The organism is Candidatus Pantoea symbiotica (genome assembly GCF_056491525.1).
Genome location: NZ_JBSZHR010000002.1, coordinates 2,366,464 through 2,387,612, shown reverse-complemented (window position 1 = coordinate 2,387,612; position 21,149 = coordinate 2,366,464). Strand labels below are relative to the sequence as shown.

General features: G+C 57.4%; 15 protein-coding genes. 12 read left to right on the top strand and 3 right to left on the bottom strand.

Going from position 1 to position 21,149, the window contains the following annotated elements; translation table 11 throughout:
- Positions 1-61 precede the first annotated feature (61 nt).
- From ACXIZX_RS11745 to ACXIZX_RS11705, 9 genes are all read left to right on the top strand, one after another.
- Complete coding sequence (locus tag ACXIZX_RS11745; protein WP_479404208.1) at positions 62-1,666, top strand: ABC transporter substrate-binding protein; 1,605 nt, start codon at positions 62-64, stop codon at positions 1,664-1,666.
- Positions 1,667-1,790: 124 nt separating this feature from the next.
- Positions 1,791-2,744 (top strand): ABC transporter permease, encoded by a 954-nt coding sequence (locus ACXIZX_RS11740; RefSeq protein ID WP_008109594.1) that lies wholly within the window; start codon positions 1,791-1,793, stop codon positions 2,742-2,744.
- Positions 2,744-3,595, top strand: coding sequence for an ABC transporter permease (locus ACXIZX_RS11735; RefSeq protein ID WP_008109591.1), 852 nt, complete (start codon positions 2,744-2,746; stop codon positions 3,593-3,595). Before ACXIZX_RS11740 ends, ACXIZX_RS11735 begins: the two co-directional genes overlap by 1 nt.
- The gene (locus tag ACXIZX_RS11730) at positions 3,592-5,256 is read left to right on the top strand and encodes an ABC transporter ATP-binding protein (protein WP_179450239.1); all 1,665 of its coding nucleotides are present in this window, start codon (positions 3,592-3,594) and stop codon (positions 5,254-5,256) included. Before ACXIZX_RS11735 ends, ACXIZX_RS11730 begins: the two co-directional genes overlap by 4 nt.
- Positions 5,257-5,324: 68 nt before the next feature.
- Positions 5,325-6,170, top strand: a complete 846-nt coding sequence (locus tag ACXIZX_RS11725) for a GNAT family N-acetyltransferase (protein WP_479404207.1) — start codon at positions 5,325-5,327, stop codon at positions 6,168-6,170.
- Positions 6,170-7,096, top strand: coding sequence for a 2-hydroxyacid dehydrogenase (locus ACXIZX_RS11720; protein ID WP_479404206.1), 927 nt, complete (start codon positions 6,170-6,172; stop codon positions 7,094-7,096). Before ACXIZX_RS11725 ends, ACXIZX_RS11720 begins: the two co-directional genes overlap by 1 nt.
- Before the next feature lie 7 nt (positions 7,097-7,103).
- Entirely contained in the window at positions 7,104-8,237 is a 1,134-nt protein-coding gene (locus ACXIZX_RS11715; protein ID WP_479404877.1) for a M20 aminoacylase family protein, read from the top strand.
- A 114-nt stretch (positions 8,238-8,351) separates the two neighbouring features.
- Entirely contained in the window at positions 8,352-9,668 is a 1,317-nt protein-coding gene (gene gabT, locus ACXIZX_RS11710; RefSeq protein WP_179450244.1) for a 4-aminobutyrate--2-oxoglutarate transaminase, read from the top strand.
- A gap of 140 nt (positions 9,669-9,808) precedes the next feature.
- Positions 9,809-10,318 (top strand): Lrp/AsnC family transcriptional regulator, encoded by a 510-nt coding sequence (locus ACXIZX_RS11705; protein ID WP_008109584.1) that lies wholly within the window; start codon positions 9,809-9,811, stop codon positions 10,316-10,318.
- Positions 10,319-10,618: 300 nt separating this feature from the next.
- On the opposite strand, the gene ACXIZX_RS11700 is transcribed toward ACXIZX_RS11705, so the two are convergent.
- Positions 10,619-13,162, bottom strand: coding sequence for an Ig-like domain-containing protein (locus ACXIZX_RS11700; RefSeq protein WP_479404205.1), 2,544 nt, complete (start codon positions 13,160-13,162; stop codon positions 10,619-10,621).
- 326 nt (positions 13,163-13,488) lie between these two features.
- Here ACXIZX_RS11700 and ACXIZX_RS11695 point away from each other — a divergent pair, with 326 nt between their 5' ends.
- From ACXIZX_RS11695 to ACXIZX_RS11685, 3 genes are read left to right on the top strand one after another with little or no spacing between them, the layout of a single operon-like run.
- Positions 13,489-13,935: a GNAT family N-acetyltransferase gene (locus tag ACXIZX_RS11695; protein WP_479404204.1), complete on the top strand. Its 447-nt coding sequence runs from the start codon at positions 13,489-13,491 to the stop codon at positions 13,933-13,935.
- 15 nt (positions 13,936-13,950) lie between these two features.
- Positions 13,951-15,999, top strand: coding sequence for a hydantoinase/oxoprolinase family protein (locus ACXIZX_RS11690; protein WP_479404203.1), 2,049 nt, complete (start codon positions 13,951-13,953; stop codon positions 15,997-15,999).
- A gap of 1 nt (position 16,000) precedes the next feature.
- A complete protein-coding gene (locus ACXIZX_RS11685; RefSeq protein ID WP_479404202.1) occupies positions 16,001-17,971 on the top strand; it encodes a hydantoinase B/oxoprolinase family protein in 1,971 nt (656 codons plus the stop codon).
- A 233-nt stretch (positions 17,972-18,204) separates the two neighbouring features.
- Here ACXIZX_RS11685 and ACXIZX_RS11680 read toward each other — a convergent pair whose 3' ends face one another.
- Both ACXIZX_RS11680 and ACXIZX_RS11675 read right to left on the bottom strand, forming a co-directional pair.
- Positions 18,205-18,651, bottom strand: coding sequence for a transposase (locus tag ACXIZX_RS11680; RefSeq protein ID WP_479404201.1), 447 nt, complete (start codon positions 18,649-18,651; stop codon positions 18,205-18,207).
- Between the two features lie 189 nt (positions 18,652-18,840).
- On the bottom strand, positions 18,841-21,006 hold the full coding sequence (locus ACXIZX_RS11675; RefSeq protein WP_277966267.1) for a bifunctional diguanylate cyclase/phosphodiesterase: 2,166 nt from the start codon (positions 21,004-21,006) through the stop codon (positions 18,841-18,843).
- Between the last annotated feature and the right edge of the window lie 143 nt (positions 21,007-21,149).

Sequence of the window (21,149 nt, the reverse complement as noted above, 5' to 3'; positions counted from 1 at the left end):
ATGGCGACCGCCTAAAAGACGAACAACGAAATCAACAACAATTCATATTGAGGGTGTGCAGATGAGTAAATTCGATAAAGAGTCTGACGCTGTAAATCCGGCCTTAACCCGCATGTTGACCGAAGGGTCGATGTCGCGCCGTGGCCTGATGAAGTTGTTGTCTGCCGGTGCCGTGATGAGCAGCGGTTTAATCGCTTTCCCGCAAATGGGTTTTGCGGCAACCACGCCAGTGAAAGGCGGCAAACTGCGCGCTGCCATGTCTAACGCCTCCGCCACCGACACACTCGATCCGGCCAAAGGCAACAACAGCGGCGATTACACCCGTCAATTCATGGTCTACAGCGGTCTGACCGAACTGGATAAAAGCCTCGCGGTGCAACCGGCGCTGGCGGAATCCATCGACTCCAGCGACGGCATCACCTGGCAGATCAAACTGCGCAAAGGCGTCACCTTCCACGACGGCAAACCGCTGACTGCCAAAGATGTCATCTACTCGCTGAGCCGCCACAAAGATCCGGCGGTGGCGTCCAACGCCTTCAAGCTGGCCGATCAGTTCAAAACCTTCACCGCCGTTAACGACAACGAAGTGACGCTGGAGCTGGCGCAGGCCAACTTCGACGTGCCGTTTATGCTGGCCAGCGCGCCATTCCTGATCGTGCAGGACGGCACCAAAGACTTCAGCAAAGGCATCGGCACCGGCCCGTTCAAGCTGAAAGAGTTCACGCCGGGCGTGCGTTCGGTTGGCGCGAAAAACCCGAACTACTTCAAGCCAGGCCTGCCGCATCTGGATGAAGTCGAGCTGCTGGGCGTCACCGATCAGGCGGCGCGCGTCAATGCGCTGATGTCGGGCGATCTGCACATCGTCTCCACCCTGAGCGCCGCCGACTGCAACCGCATCAAAGCCACCTCCGATTTCGGCGTGCTGGAGAGTAAATCCGGCATGTACACCAACCTAATCATTCGTACTGACGTGAAACCGGGCAGCAACGAAGATTTCGTGCTGGCGATGAAGTACCTGCAGCCGCGCGACATCCTGGTGAAAACCGTGCTGCAGGGTTACGGCGACGTCAGTAACGATACGCCTGTACCACCGTGGCATCCGCTGTATAACGCCGATCTCAAACCGCGTCCGCTCGATGCCGAGAAAGCCAAGTTCCACATCGAGAAAGCCGGGATGAAAGGCGCGACGGTGGAGATTATCACCACGCCAAACATTGAAGGCTCGGTGGAGGGCGGCCAGCTGATCCAGCAAGTCTCGCGCAGCACCGGTCTGAACATCAAAGTGCGCCGCGTGCCGTATGACGGTTACTGGTCAACGCACTGGACCAAAGATCCGGTCGGCTACGGCTCAATCAACCCGCGCCCGACGCTGGATATGCTGTTCTCGCAGTTCTATCTCTCCACCGCCTCCAACAACGAATCGGGCTGGAAGAATGAACAGTTTGATCAGCTGGTGGTAGCGGCGCGCGGCGAGCGCGAGCAGACCAAACGCAAGCAGATGTACGGTGACATGCAGAAGCTGATTTACGATCACTGCGGCACCATCATCCCAACCTTTATCAGCTCCACCGACGGTTACAGCAAGAAAGTGGGCGGCGTAGAAGCCTGGCCAAGCGGCATGATGATGGGTTATCGCTTCCATGAGTTCGCCTGGCTGAATGCCTGATTGTTCGACGTGCCTATTTATCCCGGTGCGCATGAATGCGCACCCTACAAAACCGCATCGTAGGGTCGCCATTCATGGCGACCGTTTACCCTGTGCCTGATATTTCTGTACAAGGAGATCGCCGATGAACCGATACATGTTGTTCCTGATTGCCCGGCGCGCAGGCGCAGGCATCCTGACCTTGCTTATCGTCTCGGCGGTGGTGTTCTTTATCACCAGCCTGCTGCCCGGCGACGCAGCGCAGATGATTCTCGGGCAAAACGCCACGCCGGAAACGGTGGCGGCGTTGCGCCAGCAGCTGGGACTCGATCAGCCGCTACTGGTGCGCTACTTCACCTGGCTTACCGGCATGTTGCAGGGTGATTTTGGCACCTCGTTCGCCAGCCATCTGCCGGTATTGCAGCTGGTCGAGCAGCGTATTCCCGCCACGCTGGAGTTAGCCGGCATCACCACGGTGATCTGCGTGCCGCTGGCGCTGATTATCGGCATTGTGGCGGCGATGAATCGCGGTTCGGCGCTGGACCGTTTTCTGGTGATCAGCACTATGGCAACCGTCGCGGTGCCGGAGTTTCTGGTGGCCACGGTGGCGGTGCTGATCTTCGCAGTAAAACTGCATTGGGTGTCGGCGATGTCGTTTGGCAGCCCGGACATGGACGTCATCAGCTATCTCAAAGCCTACGCGCTACCGGTGTTAACCCTGTGTTGCGTGCTGGTGGCGCAGATGGCGCGCATGACGCGCTCCGCCATCATCAACCAGCTCGACAGCCCCTATCTGGAGATGGCGCTGCTGAAAGGCGTTTCGCCGCTGCGTGCGGTGCTGCGCCACGCACTGCCGAATGCGGTCGGGCCGATTGCTAACGCCATCTCGCTCAGCCTGTCGTATCTGTTTGGTGGCGTGATCATCATCGAATCGATCTTTAGCTATCCCGGTCTGGCGAGTGCGCTGGTGGATGCGGTGAGTAACCGCGATCTGCCGGTGGTGCAGCTGTGCGTCATGCTGTTCGCCGCCTGTTATCTGGTGCTGCTACTGGCGGCCGATATCCTCACCATCGCCTTTAATCCGAAATGGAGAAGCTGATGAATACGTTACTGCTGCCTGTACGTCTGTTTCAGTCGCTGTCGCTTTCGGGCCGCATCGGACTGCTGATCTCGCTGTTTTGGCTGCTGATGGCGCTGTTTGGTAACCAACTGGCGCCGCATAACGTCGAAGACATTGGCGGCGGGCCGATGCTCGGTGGCATGACGTCTGCCAACCTGCTCGGTACCGATTATCTGGGGCGCGACATCCTCAGCCGCATTCTCTACGGCGCGAAATTCTCCATTGGCCTGGCGCTCACCGCCGCGCTGTGTGCCAGCATCATCGGCACCTTACTGGCGCTGCTGGCGGCGGTCGCCGGGCGCTGGCTGGAAGAGGTGCTTGGGCGCGTTAACGATGCGCTGCTGGTGCTGCCGGGCAAAGTGCTGTCGCTGATGATTGTCGCGGTGTTCGGTTCATCGCTGCCGATGCTGATCCTCACCGCCATCTTTACCTACTGGCCGGGCGCGTTCCGTATCGCCTTCGCCATGGCCAGCAGCCTGCGCAATATGGATTACGTGCGTGCCTCGCGTCTGCGCGGGGAAAGCCGCTGGTATGTGGCGATCCACGACATCCTGCCAAACATGGTGCACCCAATGCTCACTGACTTCGGCCTGCGCTTTGTCTATATCGTGCTGCTGTTGAGCGGCTTGAGTTTCCTTGGCCTCGGCGTGCAGCCGCCGTATGCCGATTGGGGCACGCTGGTGCGTGAAAACATTCAGGGCTTGTTCAACGGTTCGCCAGCGGTGCTGATGCCGGCGGTGGCTATCGCCAGCCTGACCATTGGCGCGAATCTGTTTATCGACAGCCTGCAGCAGATGCGTCCGTTGACGCTGGCGAAGGAGGGAGCATGAACGTGACGCCACATACCGCCATGCCGGTGATCTCGGTGGAGAACCTGCGCGTAACGGCGCAGACCGACAAAGGTGAAGAGATCGATCTGGTTTCCGATATTCGTTTCACGGTGCAGAAGGGCGAAGTGCTGGCGCTGATTGGTGAATCTGGCTCCGGCAAAACCACCATTGCGATGGCGCTGATGGGCTATGCGCGCCACGGCTGTCGCATCGCCGACGGCAATATTCACATGGCCGGCACCGATGTGCGCAGCCTGTCGCCGGGCCAACTGCGTGAGTTTCGCGGCAACAAAGTGGCGTACATCGCGCAGAGTGCGGCGGCATCGTTTAATCCTGGCATGCGCATTCTCGATCAGGTGATTGAGCCGGTGGTGATTCACGGCACCATGAAGCGCAAAGACGCCAGGCAAAAGGCGATCGCGCTGTTCCGTGAGCTGGCGCTGCCCAATCCCGACACCATCGGCGACCGCTTTCCGCATCAGGTTTCAGGCGGTCAGCTGCAACGTCTGATGACGGCGATGGCGCTGATTGGCGATCCGGATGTGGTGATCCTCGACGAACCGACCACCGCACTCGACGTGACGACGCAGGTGGAAGTGCTTAAAGCATTTCGTCGCGTGGTGGCGCAGCGCGGCGTGACGGCGATCTACGTCAGCCACGATTTGGCGGTGGTGGCGCAGATGGCCGACCGCATTCTGGTGCTGCTGCGCGGTCAGATGGCGGAATACGGCACTACTGAACGGCTGATTGGCGCACCGCAGGCGGAGTACACCAAACTGCTGATGGATGCGGCGCGGCAAAAAGAGCGCCCAAGCAGCTGGACCTGCGCCGAAGCAGATATGCAGCCGCTGATGGAAGTGCGCGATCTCAGCGCCGGTTACGGCCCGCGCGACAGCAACGGTCAGCAGAAAATCCGTATTCTCGAAGACATCAATCTGAAGCTGTGGAAAGGCCAGGCGATTGGCATTATTGGCGAATCCGGTTCAGGTAAAACCACGCTGGCGCACGCCATTGCCGGACTCAACGCGCCAAGTCACGGCCATATTCTGTTTAACGGCCACTACATTAACGGCGACATGCATAAGCGCCCGGACAATGAGCTGCGCCGTATTCAATACGTGTTCCAGATGGCCGATACCGCACTGAATCCGGCGCACAGCGTCGAGCAGATTCTGACGCGCCCGCTGGTGTTGTTCCATGGCTTGAAAGGTGCGGCGCTGAAAGCTCGGCTGCATCAGCTGCTGGATCTGGTGAAGCTGCCGCGCACCGTGCTATGGCGACGTCCGTGGGCGCTGTCTGGCGGACAAAAGCAGCGTGTGAATCTGGCGCGCGCGCTGGCGGCCGAGCCAGATTTGATTCTGTGCGACGAAGTGACATCTGCGTTGGATACCGTGGTGGCTGCAGCGGTGCTGGATTTGATCAGCGAGTTGCGCCGCGAGCTGGGATTGTCGGTGCTGTTTATCAGCCACGACATGCATGCGGTGCGCGCGGTGTGCGACGATATCGTGGTGATGAAATCCGGCAAAATCGTTACGCAGATTGCCCGCGCCGATTACGATAAGCCGACCAGCGAACTCTATTTCGAACGCCTGAAACGCGCCGTGCCAGAGTTGCGGCAAGGTTGGCTGGATGAGCACGAAGAGGTGTTGAAGGCGGAGTGAATGCCAGGTCGCCATACACAGAACCCGTAGGGTCGCCATTTATGGCGACCTCATTTGAAGGAACAACCATGATCACACTACGCGCAATGACGCAAAACGACATCGAACACGGCTACGCCATCACCCAACAGCTCAAATGGCCGCACCGCCGGGAAGACTGGCAGCAGGCGCTGGCGCTGGGTGAAGGCGTGGTCGCTGAAGAAAACGGCGACTTCGTCGGCAGCGCTTTTGGCTGGCGCTGGGGCGAGCAGGCGGCAACCATCGGTTTGGTGGTGGTCAACCCGCAGTTTCAAGGCCGCGGCACAGGCAAACAGCTGATGCTTGCGCTGCTGGAAAAATTCCCTGACTACAACATTCGCCTGCACGCCACCGAAATGGGCAAAGGGCTGTACCAGAAGCTCGGCTTTGAGGTCACTGGCCACATTCAGCAGCATCAAACGCGCGAGCTGGCGGCGGTGCCAACCGTCACTATTCCAGCCGGTTTAACGCTGCGTAACGCACAAGCCGCAGACGCCGATCTGCTGATCGAACTCGATCATCAGGCGCACGGCATGTGGCGTCCAGCTCTGATCAACAGCCTGATTACCGATTACCAAACCGTGCTGCTGCAGGATGCCAAACAGCGCGTGCACGGTTTTGCCAGCCTGCGCCGCTTCGGTCACGGCTGGGCGATTGGTCCGGTGATCGCGCTGAATGTCGACATCGCGCAAACGTTGATTTCCGCCTTGATGCAAGGCCTGCGCGGCGAGTTCGTACGTATTGATACCGATGGCGCGCTGCCGCTGGCGGCCTGGCTGGAAACCCTGGGTCTGGCGCAGGTGGATGCGCCGACCACCATGATTCGGGGAACGCCGTGGTCACCGCAACAAGGTGAGATGCAGGCGTTCGGGTTGATGACCCAGGCGATGGCCTGATGCATATCGTCTACAAATCAGAAGCCACGCGTGGTGCGCACTGGCAGCGCTGGCTGGCGCAACATGCGCCGGATATTCAGCTGCACATCTGGCCGGATATCGGTGAGGCGGATCAGGTTGAACTGCTGGTGGCGTGGCAGCCGCCGGAAAACCTGATGAGCACCTTTCCCAATCTCAAAGCGCTGTTATCGGTCGGCGCGGGCGCGGATCAGTTTGATCTCAGCCAACTGCCACCCGATTTGCCGGTAGTACGCATGATCGAACCGGGCCTGACGCAAGGCATGGTTGAGTACGTCACTTTCTCGGTACTTGGCTTACATCGCGATATGCCACGCTACTTTCAGCAGCAGCGTGATGAGCAGTGGCAAACTCACCCAATTAGCACCGCCAGCCAGCGCCGTGTGGGCGTGATGGGGCTGGGCGAACTCGGTCAGGCTTGCTTAAAACAACTGGTGTCGCTGGGTTTTGACTGCGCTGGCTGGAGCCGCACCCCGCGTGAAATCAGCGGCGTGCATTGCTGGCACGGCAGCGATCAACTGGGTGATTTCCTTGCTCACAGCGACATTCTGGTGTGCCTGCTGCCGCTCACCGACAGCACGCGCGGCTTGCTCAATGCGCAATTATTCGCGCAGCTACCTGACGGCGCAGCGCTGGTGCAGGTGGGACGCGGTCCTCAGCTCAATGAAACGGATTTACTGGCAGCGCTGGGAAGCGGCAAACTCAGCGCGGCGGTGATTGATGTCACCGATCCTGAGCCGCTGCCCGCCGGACATCCGTTCTGGCAGCATCCGGCCATTTGGCTCACGCCGCACATCGCCAGCGCAACACAAACCGACAGCGCCGTCGCCGCGCTGCTCGACAATCTGCGCCGCTATCAGCGTGGCGAACCGATGGTCGGCCTGATCGATCGCAACCGGGGATACTGAGATGCAACTGGAACAATTAGTCGCGCTGCGACGGGATCTGCACGCCCATCCCGAGCTGGGTTATCAGGAGCAGCGCACCAGCGACATCGTGGCGCAGCTGTTAAATGAGCACAGTATTGAGGTGCATCGCGGGCTGGGTAAAACCGGTGTGGTCGGCGTGCTGAAACGCGGCAACAGCACGCGCATGATTGGCCTGCGCGCCGATATGGATGCGCTGCCGATGCAGGATAACGGCAATCAGCCGTGGAAAAGCGTGCACGATAACGTGTGCCACGCCTGCGGCCACGATGGTCACACTGTGATGCTGCTGGGCGCGGCGATTGAGCTGGCAGAGCAGGGCGATTTCGACGGCACGCTGGTGTTTATCTTCCAGCCTGCCGAAGAGGGATTGGCGGGTGCGAAAGAGATGATCGATGACGGCCTATTCCAGCAGTTTCCCTGCGATGCGGTGTTTGCTCTACACAACTGGCCGGAGCTACCGCTCGGCGAAGTGCAGACGCGGCCCGGCGCGATCATGGCGGCGGCGGATCGCTTCGATATCACCGTCAAAGGCGGCGGCGGACATGCCGCGCAGCCGCATTTGACGCGCGATACGTTGCTGGCGACCAGCGAGCTGGTGGTGCAGCTCAACACGCTGGTGGCGCGCGCGCTCGATCCCTGCGAACCTGGCTTGCTTAGCGTGACGCGCATGCAGGGCGGCTTCTCGCACAACATGATTCCGGCCGAAGCCAGCATCACCGGCACGGTGCGCACCTTCAGCCCGGCAGCGCAGGACATCATCGAAAATCGCCTGCGGGAAATGGCGCTGCACGTCACCGCCGCACACGGCTTGCAGGCGGATGTGAACTACCTGCGTTATTACCCGGCCACGGTGAATAACGCGGCGATGGCGCAGCTGGCGTTAGACGCGCTGGATCAGGCCGGTATTCAGGCACAACAGGCCAAACAGCCGGCGCTCACCTCCGAAGATTTCGCCTTTATGTTGCAGGCGTGTCCCGGCGCATATCTGTGGATTGGCTCTGCGCCGAGCCAGCCGCTGCATCATTCGGCCTACGACTTTAACGATGCACTGATCCCGCACGGCATCCAGACGCTGACGGCGCTGGCGCGGCATGCGCTGGGTGCAGAATTTCCCTGCTGATTGGCGGTAGATTTTGACAGGAAATGCCGCTGCCCGCTGGATTACGGCAGCGTGAGAAACCAACAGGTTGCGATACTTGAGCCATCCGAACGTTACGTGGAAAGGGGTTTTAAAATGCAGAATGTCATGGCGGAGCAGCAAACATATTCCGATAACAGCCTGTTACTGGACGCGCGTGAGCAGCATGTGCCACGTGGCGTAATCACTGCGCATCAGTTGGTGATCGAGCGGGCGAAAGGCAGCGAAGTGTGGGACGTGGAGGGCAATCGCTATCTCGATTTCGTCGGCGGTATCGGCGTGCTGAACGTCGGGCACAACCATCCGGCGGTGGTCAACGCGGTCACCAAACAACTCGGTTTGGTATCGCACGCCTGTTTCCAGGTGGTGGCGTATCCGGGCTACATCGAGCTGGCTAAGCGCCTCAATGCGCTGGTCGGCGGCGGTGAAGATTTCAAAAGCGTGTTCTTCACCAGCGGCGCGGAAGCAGTAGAAAATGCCGTGAAGATTGCGCGCGCCCACACCAAACGCAGCGGCATCATCGCCTTCGACGGTGCGTTTCATGGCCGCACACTGCTCGGCACCACGCTGACCGGCATGTCCGCGCCTTACAAACAGAACTTCGGTCCGTTCCCATCCGATATCTATCGTTTACCGTTCCCGAATGCCTTCCACGGCGTGAGCGATGATGACTGCCTGAAAGCACTGGATCAGCTGTTCGCGGTGCAAATCGCGCCAGAACGCGTGGCGGCGATCATCATCGAACCGGTGCAGGGCGATGGCGGCTTCCTGCAGGCTGGCGCTAACTTCATGCAGGCGCTGCGCCGTATCACCGAGAAGCACGGCATTGTGCTGATTCTCGATGAAGTGCAAACCGGCTTTGGTCGCACCGGCAAGATGTTCGCTTTCCAGCATCTCGGCATCACGCCGGATCTGGTGACGGTGGCGAAAAGTATCGGCGGCGGTTTGCCGATCTCTGGCGTGGTCGGTAAAGCGGCGATCATGGATGCGCCACAGCCGGGCGGTTTAGGCGGCACTTATGGCGGCAACGCGCTGGCCTGTGCGGCGGCGCTGGCGGTGCTGGATCTATTGGAAAATGACAATCTGCTGGCGCGATCCAATCAGCTCGGCGAGCAGCTTAACGCGCGCCTGCAACAGCTGGCCGAGAAGTATGCCTGCATCGGCGATGTGCGCGGCATTGGCTTTATGCAGGCGGTTGAGATCATTGATTTCGAGACCAAAAAGCCGGATGCGGCGATGACGCAGAAAATTCTCGACTGCGCCTGTCAGGAAGGTTTGCTGCTGATAAAGTGCGGCATTCATCGCAACACCGTGCGCTTCCTCGCGCCGCTGGTCACCACCGATTCGCAACTGGAAGAAGCGCTGCATATCTTTGATATCGCGCTGGCGCGCGCCAGCGGTCGACTGGGTTAAAAAGCGCTTCCTCATTGAAATTATTGCAGTAATTTGAAAACCTCCCGCTGGTATAACCAGTTAACGAGATAGCACATTTACCTTAAAGCGTGTTATATCTTCGGGAGGTTAAACCTAATCGGTTGGCAATGAGGGGTGCTATGAACGGCTTAATGAAACTCGACCGCATCGACATCAATATTCTGGTGCAACTCCAGAAAGATGGCCGTATCAGCAACGTCAATCTCGCCGATGCCGTTGGGCTTTCGCCCAGTCCGTGCCTGCAACGCGTCAAGCGTCTTGAACAGGCCGGATTTATCAACGGTTATGAAGCCCACATCAATCTGACCAAAATCACCGATTCCGTGACGGTATTTACCGAAGTCACGCTCTCTGGCCATCGCCGCGAAGATTTTATGAAATTCGAAAATGCGGTGCGTGAGGTGGATGAGTTAATGGAGTGCCATTTAATTACCGGCGGTTATGACTATTTGTTGCGCTTTATTACCCGCAGCATTGAACATTACCAGGAAGTGATTGAGAAGATGCTGGATGCGCAGATCGGCATCGACAAATATTTCAGTTATATCGTGATTAAATCACCGATTATGAAAAGTAGCGTGCCGTTGAGATCGTTAATTTCGAAACAGAATTCGGTGGAGTTTGGTTGAGTTATTAATGTGTCTGCAATAGAGGTCGCCATAAATGGCGACCCTACGAATGTTATTTACGCGTTTTTGTAGGGTCGCCATTTATGGCGACCTGGCGTAAGAGCAGCACTGAACTATTCCCCCGCACATCCCGTAACGGCGCACTTCATCTGCGGGCACGATATGTAAACCATTAAATCCAAACCGCGCGATTAATCGCGCCGCTACGGAATGTGCGGTTTGTTATTCGGACACAAAAAAGCCACCGCAATAACACGGTGGCCTGAATTTAAATCACAGAACGGATTAATGATTTAAACATTAAACCAGTTCAGTTTTCACACCTTGCTGCACCAGTAATTCAGCATCATCGCCGTGGCTATACACGTTATATTCCACACCCGCAACGGTAACCGTGCCCTCCTGATGCTGCCATTCGCTGATATCGCTGCCTTCCGGCAGAATATCGACCAACTGAACCACATCGCCTTCGTCGCCTTTTACCAGCAGCTGCGTTTTACCGTCTTCAATAAACAGATCTTTTTCACCGTGCTGCAGCAGGGCGTTAAGATCCAGTTTAAGAATATTATCGCCGCTACCGGTAATGTCGATAATTTCAATAGATTCAATTGAGCTATTCTGCACGGTCAAATCGAGAAGCTGTCCCGAACCGGTAAGTTGCAGGGTGTCGATTTCATCTTCACTACCGGTGATTTTCTGACTCGCTAAATCATCTGCACTGTATAACTGATGGATGCTGTCATCATGCAATAATGTCGACTGAGATTCTTCATCTATAGCAAATGAATTCAGGGATTTGGTTCCCCAGCGGATGTTATTAATGGCAACGGCGAGGGAGCCTGAGTTCTTCGTGACTTCAATTTTTCCAATTAATCTATCGTCTGGTGCGGTATATATGAAAACTGTTGAACTGTATCTTTCTGCCTCTGCACCATAATTTTCCTGAGTGATGAACTTACCATTAGTGTCATAAATTTTTATATAAGCGATAAATACTTTTGTTCCTGGTGATCCTCCACTGAAACTAAGTTCAATGTCTGTTGTACCATCATCCCAACCCACGGACATGCCATTCGTAACACCTAATCTATTGTCGCTTGGGTTTATAGATATCCATTGGGTATCAGGTCGCCATATGACTTCAGCTGTCTTGAGTACTCTGAGTCCACTAGCCAGTAAGGTGTTTTCTGGTACTGGGGACCTATCGCCATATGGGCTCTGTGAGCCATAATATTCATAATTATAACGGTCAACCCAGTCAAAATCATCCTCACCTGAAGTTCCCACCTTCTCAACTTCCAGATTTAGCGTGAAGGCGTTACTCCATCCCCCCGTTGACGTTTTGCTCGCCTGGAAATCCCACTTGCCGTAGGCCAGTGTGCCCGGTGGCGTCCAGGTCCAGTTGCCAGCGGTATCAGCGGTGACGCTGTAAACGGTGGCGTTTGTACCGCTGGTCGCACGCAGATAAACGATGCTGTTGGCTTCGGCATGGCCGTTCAGGGTTGGCGTGGTGTCGTCGGTGCTGTCACCGTTTGCCAGCGCCTTAGGCGTGCCCATGTCGTCGTAACCGTCGGTGATAACCGGGTTAAAACCGTCGCTGCCGGTGATGCTCAGTGAGAAGGTGTCTGACCAGGCGTTGTGTCCCTGCGGCTGAACCTCGAAACTCCAGTTACCGGCTGGCAGGCCTGATGCTGGCGTCCACGTCCATTTACCGCTGCTGTCCACATCGACCACAACGGTATTCGCGAGCTGCCCAACCTGTGCGAATCGCAGTACCACTTTGCCGTTGGCTTCACCGCGACCGCTGAACGATGGCGTGGCGTCGTCGGTTATCGCGCCGCTGCTCAGCTCACCCTGCCAGGCACCAAAATCATCCTTCACCATTTCGATGCGGGTTTTGCTGGCGATATCTGCGGCGGTGGCGATATCCAGCGTGAACAGGCTGCTGCTGAAGCCGCCGATGCTGGCCTGGAACTCATATTCGCCGTAAGCCAGCGCGCTGTCCGGCGTCCAGCTCCATTCGGTGCCGTTCACCGTCGCGGTGGCGCTGCCGGTCCAGGTGCTGCTGCCCGCGAGACGATAGTAGACGGTGACCGCGTTGCCGGCCGAAACGTCGCCGCGCAGGGTTGGTGTGGTGTCGTCGGTCAGCGCACCGCTGCTGAGTTTGCCCATGTAAGCGCCGACGTCGTCGATGGCTTCTTTAATGGTGATGGTGTTTGGCGGCAGAACGGACGCGTCTTCGCCAATCACAATGGTAAACGGCGCAGAAGGTGAGCCCGCACGGGTCACATCCGCAAATTTCTCTTCAGCGACCAGACGCAGCGCATTGGTGCCATCTGCAAGATCCTGTGCCGGCTCCATCTTCCACACGCCGGTATCTTTATCTGCTACCGCGCTGCCGATTTTGTCGCCTTTATCATTGAGCAGGTAAACCGTGGTGCCTTTTTGAGCCACGCCGGTCAGCGTCGGGCGTTTGTCATCAGTCGTTGAGCCAGGATCGAAGCTGCGCTGTTCTGTACCCTGGTCGTCATACAGATTAATCAGAACAGGGGCTTCCGGCGGCGTGGTATCAATGCGCAGGGTGCGTAAGGTCGGCTGGCCAACGTTACCGGCGCGATCTTTGATGGCAATCGAGACGCTGTAATCACCATCCGGCATCGCTTCGGTCGCGACCCAGGTAAACTTGCCGGTTACCGGATCAACCGGCAGTTCGAAAAATTTACCGCCAACGGAGACCAGCGCGACGATGCCGGTTTTGCCTTTCTCGCCGGAATCGCCTGGAATGGTGGGAAGAGAGGTTGCTCTCTCAATATATTTGGTTCCGGTGTAGTCAAGAATATTCATCGATAAAGGTCCTTCTTTTAATCACTTACGTTAAAGGTATTTATTTGCGTGTTCAGCCACGCGCTCAGGCGTGCACTGGTTACCGTGAGGCTGCGAGGGAGGTTAATTGAAGTTGTTAATTAGGCTGACGAGAAAGGTCTCAAAGCGGATTAGGTATGGGCTATCGCAGCCATATAATGAAGCTGACCAGTGATGCGCCAGCACCACAGCATAAAATTTCATTCCGGTGGCAAAATCGCTGCATCCTGCGCGTTAGCGGCCGTGCTTCGGTTTTCACGGTTAAACCAACCCTCTTACACTGATTCCCACCGATACAAGGAGTTGTTATGAGCGCACTCACCATTCCCGATCACATCTGGCAGCGCGATGCCTTCACGCTCTCCACCGAACGCGCCAGGCTGGATTTTGATTATATCCATCAGCAGCTGACGGAAAAATCCTACTGGGCACAAGACCAGCCGCGCGCCAAAACCGAGCGCGCCTTTGCTGGTTCATTGCCGTTCGGCCTGTATCACCAAAATCAGCAAATTGGATTTGCAAGATTAGTAACGGATTACACCCGTTTCGGCTGGCTGTGCGATGTGATGATTGATGAGAACTGGCGCGGTCACGGATTAGGCAGCTGGCTGGCAACGTGCGTGCGTGCGCATCCAGAGCTGGCGACGGTGCACCGCTGGATGCTCTCGACCAATGATGCGCATCCGCTCTATCAGCGCCTCGGCTGGCGCGTGGTGCAGGATGCAAACAAATTGATGGAATTTCCTCCCTCCTGACACTGGAGTTTTCACATGGCTTACCGCGTTGGCGTCGATATTGGCGGATCGTTCACCGATTTCGCCGTGCTGGATGAACACACCAATCAGATCCACACGTTGAAAGTGCTGTCGCGACCGGATCAACCCGGCAGTGAAATCCTCACCGGGTTAACCCAGCTGCAGCAGCGCGATGGTATCGATCCGCAACAAATTGACTACTTCACCCACGGCACCACCGTTGGTATCAATGCGGTGATCCAACGACGCGGCGTAAAGCTGGCGCTGTTCGCCACCGAAGGTTTTTGCGATGTGCTGGAGCTGGCGCGCCTGAAGATCCCGCACATACATGACCTTTTTTCACGCCGCCCGGCACCGCTGATTTCGCGCGACCGGGTGTTTGCCATTAAAGAGCGCACCGATCGCCACGGCAACGTGTTAACCGAGGTTGATAAGCAAAGCGTGCTGGATGCGATCGACGCCGCGCGCGAAGCTGGTTGTCAGGGGATTGTGGTATCGCTGCTGCACAGCTATCGCAACCGCCACAACGAAGCGGCGGTGAAAGCCATCATTAATCAGCATGCGCCCGATTTACTGACCTCCTGCTCCGCCGATATCTGGCCGATCATCCGCGAATACGAACGCACCATTACTGCCACCATCAACGCCTACGTGCAGCCGATGGTGATCAACTACCTCGAATCCTTTGAACGCGCGCTAAAAACCATGGGCGTTAAACCGCCGCCGCGTATTACCAAATCTAACGGCGGTGTGATGGGCGTCGAGCAGGCGAAAAGCGAGTGCGTGCAGATGGTGCTGTCCGGTACCGCATCGGGCGTGATCGGTGCCAGCTTCCTCGCCAGCGCCTGCGGCTTCGACAAAATCCTCAGCCTCGATATTGGCGGCACCAGCGCCGACGTGGCGGTGATCGTTGATGGCCAGGTCGCGCAGGGCAACGGCGAAATCATCGGTGATTTCCCAATCTATATTCCGTCGGTGGCGGTGACGTCCGTTGGGCAGGGCGGCGGCTCGCTGGCGTGGATTGATAATCAGGGCGTGCTGCAAATGGGGCCGGACAGCGCCGGTTCGCTGCCGGGCCCGGTGTGCTTTCAGCGCGGCGGCACGCAGCCGACCGCCACCGATGCTTTTGCTGCCTGCGGCATGATTGGTCACGGCGATCTCGGCTACAACGCGGTGCAGGTGGATGTCGCCGCCGCGCGCGCCGCGTGGCAGCCGCTGGCGGATTCGCTCGGCATCAGCATTGAAGAGACCGCCGAAACTGCCATCGAGCTGGCGATCTCCAGCATGTATGGCGACACCAGCGGTTTGCTGTCGCGCTTCGGCCTCGATCCGCGTGAATTCTGGTTCCTCGCCTTTGGCGGTGCGGGTCCGATGATGGGCTGCTTCCTCGCGCGCGAGCTGAATATGAAAGGGGTGATCGTGCCGCCGACGCCGGGCGTGCTGTCGGCGCTAGGTGGTTTAGTGGCGGATATCCGTAACGACTTTATCCGCACGCTGTATAGCGATCTTGATGCTTCGCTGGCGGATCGTCTGGCGACCGAAGCCGAGGCGCTGAGCCAGCGCGCGCGTGACTGGCTCAGCAGCCAGCATGGCGCGCATATGCCGTTCACGCTGCACTACAGCGCCGACATGCGCTATCGCGGCCAGTCATTTGAAATCGAAGTGGCGCTCGAGCCGCACTGGCTGACGCAGGCCGACGTCACGGCGTTGCATGATGCCTTTGATCGCCAGCATCAGCAGCTGTTTGGTCACTTTGATGCCGGCGCGCCGGTGCAAATCATCAATTTGCGCTTAGTGATCGCCTCGCCCACGCCGAAACCGACGCTCAATCAGCTGGCTGCCGCCGACGCGCCAGTTGAAGTAGCGCAGCAGGTTAGCGCGTGGATCGATGGCGCGGCGCATCAGGTGGATGTGGTGTTGCGCGCCACGCTGCGCGCCGGACATCAGCTGATTGGCCCGGTGATTGTCGCGCAGGATGACTGCACCACCTGCGTGCCGCCCAACATGAAAGTGGATGTGGATAGCTTTGGCAACCTGCTGATCACGCCAGTGGAGGCGAACTAACATGGCGATTGACGGACGTAACCTGCAAATTCTGGCCAACTACTGCGCGGCCGCCGCTGATGCGATGGGCTTTACGCTGATGCGCACCGCGCACTCCACTTTCGTCAAAGAGACGGAAGATTTTTCCTGCCAGATCGTCAGCCGCGACGGCCTGGCGTTCGCCTCACCGCGCAGCTTTGGCGCGCCCTGGTACAGCGGCATCGATTACGGCCCGGTTTTGGCGCTGATCGACAGCTACGAAGAGGGCGATATCTGCATCACCAACGATTCCTACGCCGGTAATGTCGCCACGCACTCGCCGGATATCCATATCTGGAAACCGGTGTTTCATGGCGGCGAAATTGTCTGCTTTGTGGTGGGACACATCCACAACACCGACGTCGGCGGCGCGGTGCCCGCGTCTTTATCGCGCTCGCTCACCGATATCGTGCAGGAAGGGATTCGTATCCCGCCGCTGAAAATCGTGCGCAACGGCGAACTGAATGAGGAAGTGGCGCGCATCATGCGCCTCAACGTGCGCGCGCCGGAGCAGAACTGGGGCGACTTCAAAGCGCAGATCGCCTCGGTCAACGTCGGCGAACGCAAAATCCACGACATCATCGCGCGTTTTGGCGTCACCGATTTTCTGCAAGGTATCGAAGGGATTCTTGATTACGCCGAAGCGCAGGCGCGCAGCATTATCAACACCATTCCGGATGGCGAATATTTCTATGCTGATTTCGCCGATGAAGATGGCGAAGGCGGTTTCCCGTGCCGCGTGGCGATCACCTTGCGCGTCAGCGGCGACACGCTGGAGCTGGATTACACCGGCAGCGATCCGCAGCTGGCTTCGTCGCTGAACATGCCGACCGGCGGACGCGAACGTCATCCGCTGGCGCTGGTCGGCGTGACGTATGTGCTGTCGACGCTGGATCGTAATCTACTGCTCAACGCCGGCACTTTGCGGCCGACGCGCGCCATTCTGCCGCCGGGCACGGTGATGAACTGCGAAGCACCGGCGGCGGTCGGCATGCGCTCGCTGACTTGCGCGCTGTCGCAAATCGCCACGCTCGGCGTATTTTCGCAGGCGATCCCCGATCGCTTACCGGCCAATTCGCCGGGCGGTAATTCGATCATGAACATCCGCACCACCGATAGCGCCAACCGCAGCGTGGTGGCCTCGCTCGGTCCAGTCGGCGGCGGGGCAGGTGGCACGCCGCGCCACGATGGCCCGGACGGATCCGGCGGGTTATCGGCGTTCCTGAAAAACACGCCGATTGAGATCAATGAAGCGGAAGTGCCAATCCATTTCCATCGCTACGGCTTAGCCGTCGACAGCGCCGGAGCCGGACGCTATCGCGGCGGTTTAGCCACCGAGATGGCGTTTGAGGTTTTTGCACCGAATACCACGGTGACAGCGCGCAACCGCAACCGTTCGGTGTTCGCCTCGGCGGGCGTGCTGGGCGGCGAATCCGGCGGCCTGTCGCACTTCCGCACGCTGCGTAACGGCACCGCGATTGAACACGGTAACACCGACGTCATTCACTGCCAGCCGGGCGATATCGTCGAGGTGCGCGGACCCGGCGCGGGCGGTTACGGTTTGCCGGTGGAACGCAATGTGCAGCAGGTAGTGCAGGATGTGCGCTGTGGATTTGTCTCTGAGCAAGTGGCGCGTGACAGCTACGGCGTGGCACTGCGCGACGGTGAGATTGATGAGGTGGAAACCGCGCGGCTGCGGGCTGAGATGCTATCTTCGGCGGCGCAGCATTTTGATCACGGTATGGCGCGTACTGCGTTTGAAGCGATTTGGACGCCGGAGCGCTATCGCATGCTGACGGCATTTCTGGCCGCCGCGCCGGTAAGCTGGCGTCATTTTCTTAAGCAGCAGGTGTTTACGGCGGTGGCCGCCGAGCGCGATGCGCAGCCGCTGGACACGCAGATGCAGACGATCTTTGACCAGCTTAAGCAGCGTTATCCGGCGATGCAGTTGTAGGTATTAACCCAACATTCGCACATACTGTAGCGGCGCAATTTATTGCGCAATGCCCGGACAGGCGCGCTGCCACCATTAACATGCGCGATAAATATGTGCGGTTTGTAAGTAATGAACCCAACATTGGCACATACCGTAGCGGCGCAATTTATTGCGCAATGCCGGGATGGGCGCGATGTCTCCAGGATAATTCAAAACCGCGCGATGAATCGCGCCGCTACGGTAAGGTGCGTTTAGCCTGCTGGATAATAACGATCTAACTCCCAACGTAATGGATTTTGCTCAATATATTGTCTGGCAAAATACAACTCCCGCTCATCACGAATAACGCGTTCGTGAAAATTATATTGCCAGATGGATTGATGACATATTCGACTCACACCCGCTTTATAAAAAGCAATAATCCGTGAAAGCGGAAGTGAGTTTCCATCGGTTAACCATATAATCCCATGAAGGTGGTTAGGCATCAGAATGAAAAGGTCTAATTTTATCCCCGGAATTCTTTTTGGTAATGCTTGCCATTCTTTCCTTGCAACGCTGCCAATCTGTGAATCAATTATCTGCCCATGATTAATCCGGCCGAAAAGGGGTGCCCGTGAGCGAGTGACCAGCGTAATGAAATATGCGCCTGGTGAAGAATAATCATAATTTTGTAGGCGTGTATTTTTCCGTCGATTCATTGGATTCTCCTTTTTGCAGAGAATCATTCATCGTGATCTTTCTGTCAGTTTCAGGTTTTATTAGCCCGAGCTGGATTCCAGATTATTAATTGAATGTCAAAACCGCGCGATGAATCGCGCCGCTACGGAAGCGTGCACGTATTCATTGCGCAATGCGGGGATGGGCGCGGTACCGCAACGTGTGTTCGATCACATCATCTTCTCAATCTCACTAAACGGCACCGCGTGGCTAAACAAATACCCTTGCAGCTGATTGCAGCCCGCATCGGCCAGCGCGTTTTTCTGGCCTTCGGTTTCGACACCTTCGGCGGTCACCGTTAAGCCCATCGCGTGGCCCAGCCGCACCACCGATTCAACAATCGCGGTAGAGTTCTGCGCCACGCCCAGCGACTGGGTGAACGAACGGTCGATTTTGATTTTGTCCACCGGGAAGGTGCTGAGGTAATTAAGGCTCGAATAGCCGGTACCAAAATCATCCAGCGCGATGCGGAAACCGGCCTCACGCAGCGCGATGATGCTGTTGCGCGCCTCGTGTTCATCCTCAATCAGCACGCCTTCGGTGATCTCCAGCTCCATGCGTCTAGGATCGGCACCTTCTTCCTGCACGATATGAATGATGCGTTCGACAAAATTCACCGCGCGGAACTGCACCGGCGAGACGTTCACCGCCACCACAATATCCGGCAGCTTCAGTGCGGTTTTGCAGGCTTCGCGCAGCACCCATTCGCCGAGCGGAATGATCATGCCGGTCTCTTCGGCGATGGCGATGAAATCACCCGGCGAAACGTCGCCGCGCATGGCGTGATGCCAGCGTAACAGCGCTTCCAGTCCCACCACATGCTGGCCGCTGATATCCATCAACGGCTGATACCACACCGCTAATCCCTCAAATTTCACCAGCGCCTGACGTAAATCCGCCGCCATCTGCTGGCGGGTGCGCAGCGATTCATCCATCACTTTTTCGAACTGGCGATACTGGCCGCGCCCGTGATTCTTGGCGTCATAAAGCGCGATATCCGCTTTGCGCATCAGCTCCATCCGGTCGATGCCATCCTTCGGTGCCAGCGCCAGTCCAACGCTCACGCCAACCCACAGTTCGCTGCCGACCAGCTGATAAGGCTCGCTCAGACGGCTGATGATGCGTTTCGCCAGCGATTGCACCTGACCAATATTCTCCACATCCGGCATCACAATGATGAACTCGTCGCCGCCAATACGACCGACAGTGTCGCTGGCGCGCACAATCTCGTTGAGTCGACGCGCCACCTCAATAATCAGCTCATCGCCAGCGTGATGGCCGTAGGTATCGTTGATATTTTTGAAGCGATCCAGATCCAGCAGCAGCAGCGCCACGCGCTGATCGTGGCGTCCGGCTACCGCCAGCGCCTGGGTTAAGCGATCTTCCACCAGTGAACGATTCGGCAAACCGGTTAACACATCATGAAAGGCCAGATGCTGTGCCTGCGCTTCACTGGCACCGAGCTTTAAGAGCGACTGCGACAGCTTGAGTGACGAGGTCCAGATGCGCCGCACCATCACCAAACACAGCACGGTAATCAGCAGCACCGACAACAAAGTAGAAGGGCCAATGGTGCGCATCATCTGTGCGCCCGGTTTGTCCGGATTCCAGCTGAGATAGCCGACCGGATCGCCCTGTTGTGAATTCAACATAAAGCGCGCTTTGGTTTGTCCTGCCGGTTCGCTGTCGCTGAAGTGCAGCTGGCGCAGCTGGCTGCGATCGGCGAGGTTGCGCAGATAGCCATCATCGAGAAACTTAATGCTCACCAGACGATAGCGCCCGGCCTGTTTGGTGCTGCTGATATCGCCCACCGCCAGCGCGGCAGCGCGTTGGCCAATGCGCACGAAATCGGCGTGATCGGTTGGGCCCGCCACCACATCGCTGTTTTGCACCAGCGGGCTGTTCAGCATGTCCTGCAGATACGGGCCGATGCGCTTGTCCGGCACCGGCTGGCCATTGCGCCACACGTTGATCAGCTGGTTATCGCGATCCAGCAGCACCACCAGCTGATGATCAAACATGTCATACAGCCAACCGCCGACATTTTGCGTCAGCCAGCTTTGGTCGGGATGCGGCGACGCCAGCTGATCGGCGAGCGGTGACCAGCGCGTCAGGCTGCGCAATTGGCGCAAGTGTTCCGTCAGGCTCTGAGTAAAGGAAGCCTCGATCATGCGCTGTTGCTGATCGCGCGCTTCGTTATTGGTTAATGATGTCCCCCAGAACAGACCCACGCCCGCGCCGACAAAGGTAAGCAGCAAAATTGCCATCAGTGGCAAAATTACTTCACGAACAAAGTTGCGGCGAAAACCATCCGATAGTTTTATTGCGTTAATCATTTTAAGGTTGGCCTGACAAGAAGGATTCATCTTTTAACTTAGCAGAACATCGGCAGGCTGTATCCTGTAAGGTCGTTGAAAGCGTGATGTAAATAAGTGGTAAATTTTTGAACACTGTCACAAAGAGAACAGTTAAAAATAAT

Bases quoted from the DNA above. Each gene is read 5' to 3' on its own strand.
- ACXIZX_RS11690 (WP_479404203.1), top strand. From the start codon at position 13,951: ATGGCTTACCGCGTTGGCGTCGATATTGGCGGATCGTTCACCGATTTC.
- ACXIZX_RS11685 (WP_479404202.1), top strand. From the start codon at position 16,001: ATGGCGATTGACGGACGTAACCTGCAAATTCTGGCCAACTACTGCGCG.
- ACXIZX_RS11730 (WP_179450239.1), top strand. From the start codon at position 3,592: ATGAACGTGACGCCACATACCGCCATGCCGGTGATCTCGGTGGAGAAC.
- ACXIZX_RS11745 (WP_479404208.1), top strand. From the start codon at position 62: ATGAGTAAATTCGATAAAGAGTCTGACGCTGTAAATCCGGCCTTAACC.
- ACXIZX_RS11695 (WP_479404204.1), top strand. From the start codon at position 13,489: ATGAGCGCACTCACCATTCCCGATCACATCTGGCAGCGCGATGCCTTC.
- ACXIZX_RS11740 (WP_008109594.1), top strand. From the start codon at position 1,791: ATGAACCGATACATGTTGTTCCTGATTGCCCGGCGCGCAGGCGCAGGC.
- ACXIZX_RS11705 (WP_008109584.1), top strand. From the start codon at position 9,809: ATGAACGGCTTAATGAAACTCGACCGCATCGACATCAATATTCTGGTG.
- ACXIZX_RS11675 (WP_277966267.1), bottom strand. From the start codon at position 21,006: ATGATTAACGCAATAAAACTATCGGATGGTTTTCGCCGCAACTTTGTT.
- ACXIZX_RS11680 (WP_479404201.1), bottom strand. From the start codon at position 18,651: ATGAATCGACGGAAAAATACACGCCTACAAAATTATGATTATTCTTCA.
- ACXIZX_RS11735 (WP_008109591.1), top strand. From the start codon at position 2,744: ATGAATACGTTACTGCTGCCTGTACGTCTGTTTCAGTCGCTGTCGCTT.
- ACXIZX_RS11720 (WP_479404206.1), top strand. From the start codon at position 6,170: ATGCATATCGTCTACAAATCAGAAGCCACGCGTGGTGCGCACTGGCAG.
- gabT (WP_179450244.1), top strand. From the start codon at position 8,352: ATGCAGAATGTCATGGCGGAGCAGCAAACATATTCCGATAACAGCCTG.
- ACXIZX_RS11700 (WP_479404205.1), bottom strand. From the start codon at position 13,162: ATGAATATTCTTGACTACACCGGAACCAAATATATTGAGAGAGCAACC.
- ACXIZX_RS11725 (WP_479404207.1), top strand. From the start codon at position 5,325: ATGATCACACTACGCGCAATGACGCAAAACGACATCGAACACGGCTAC.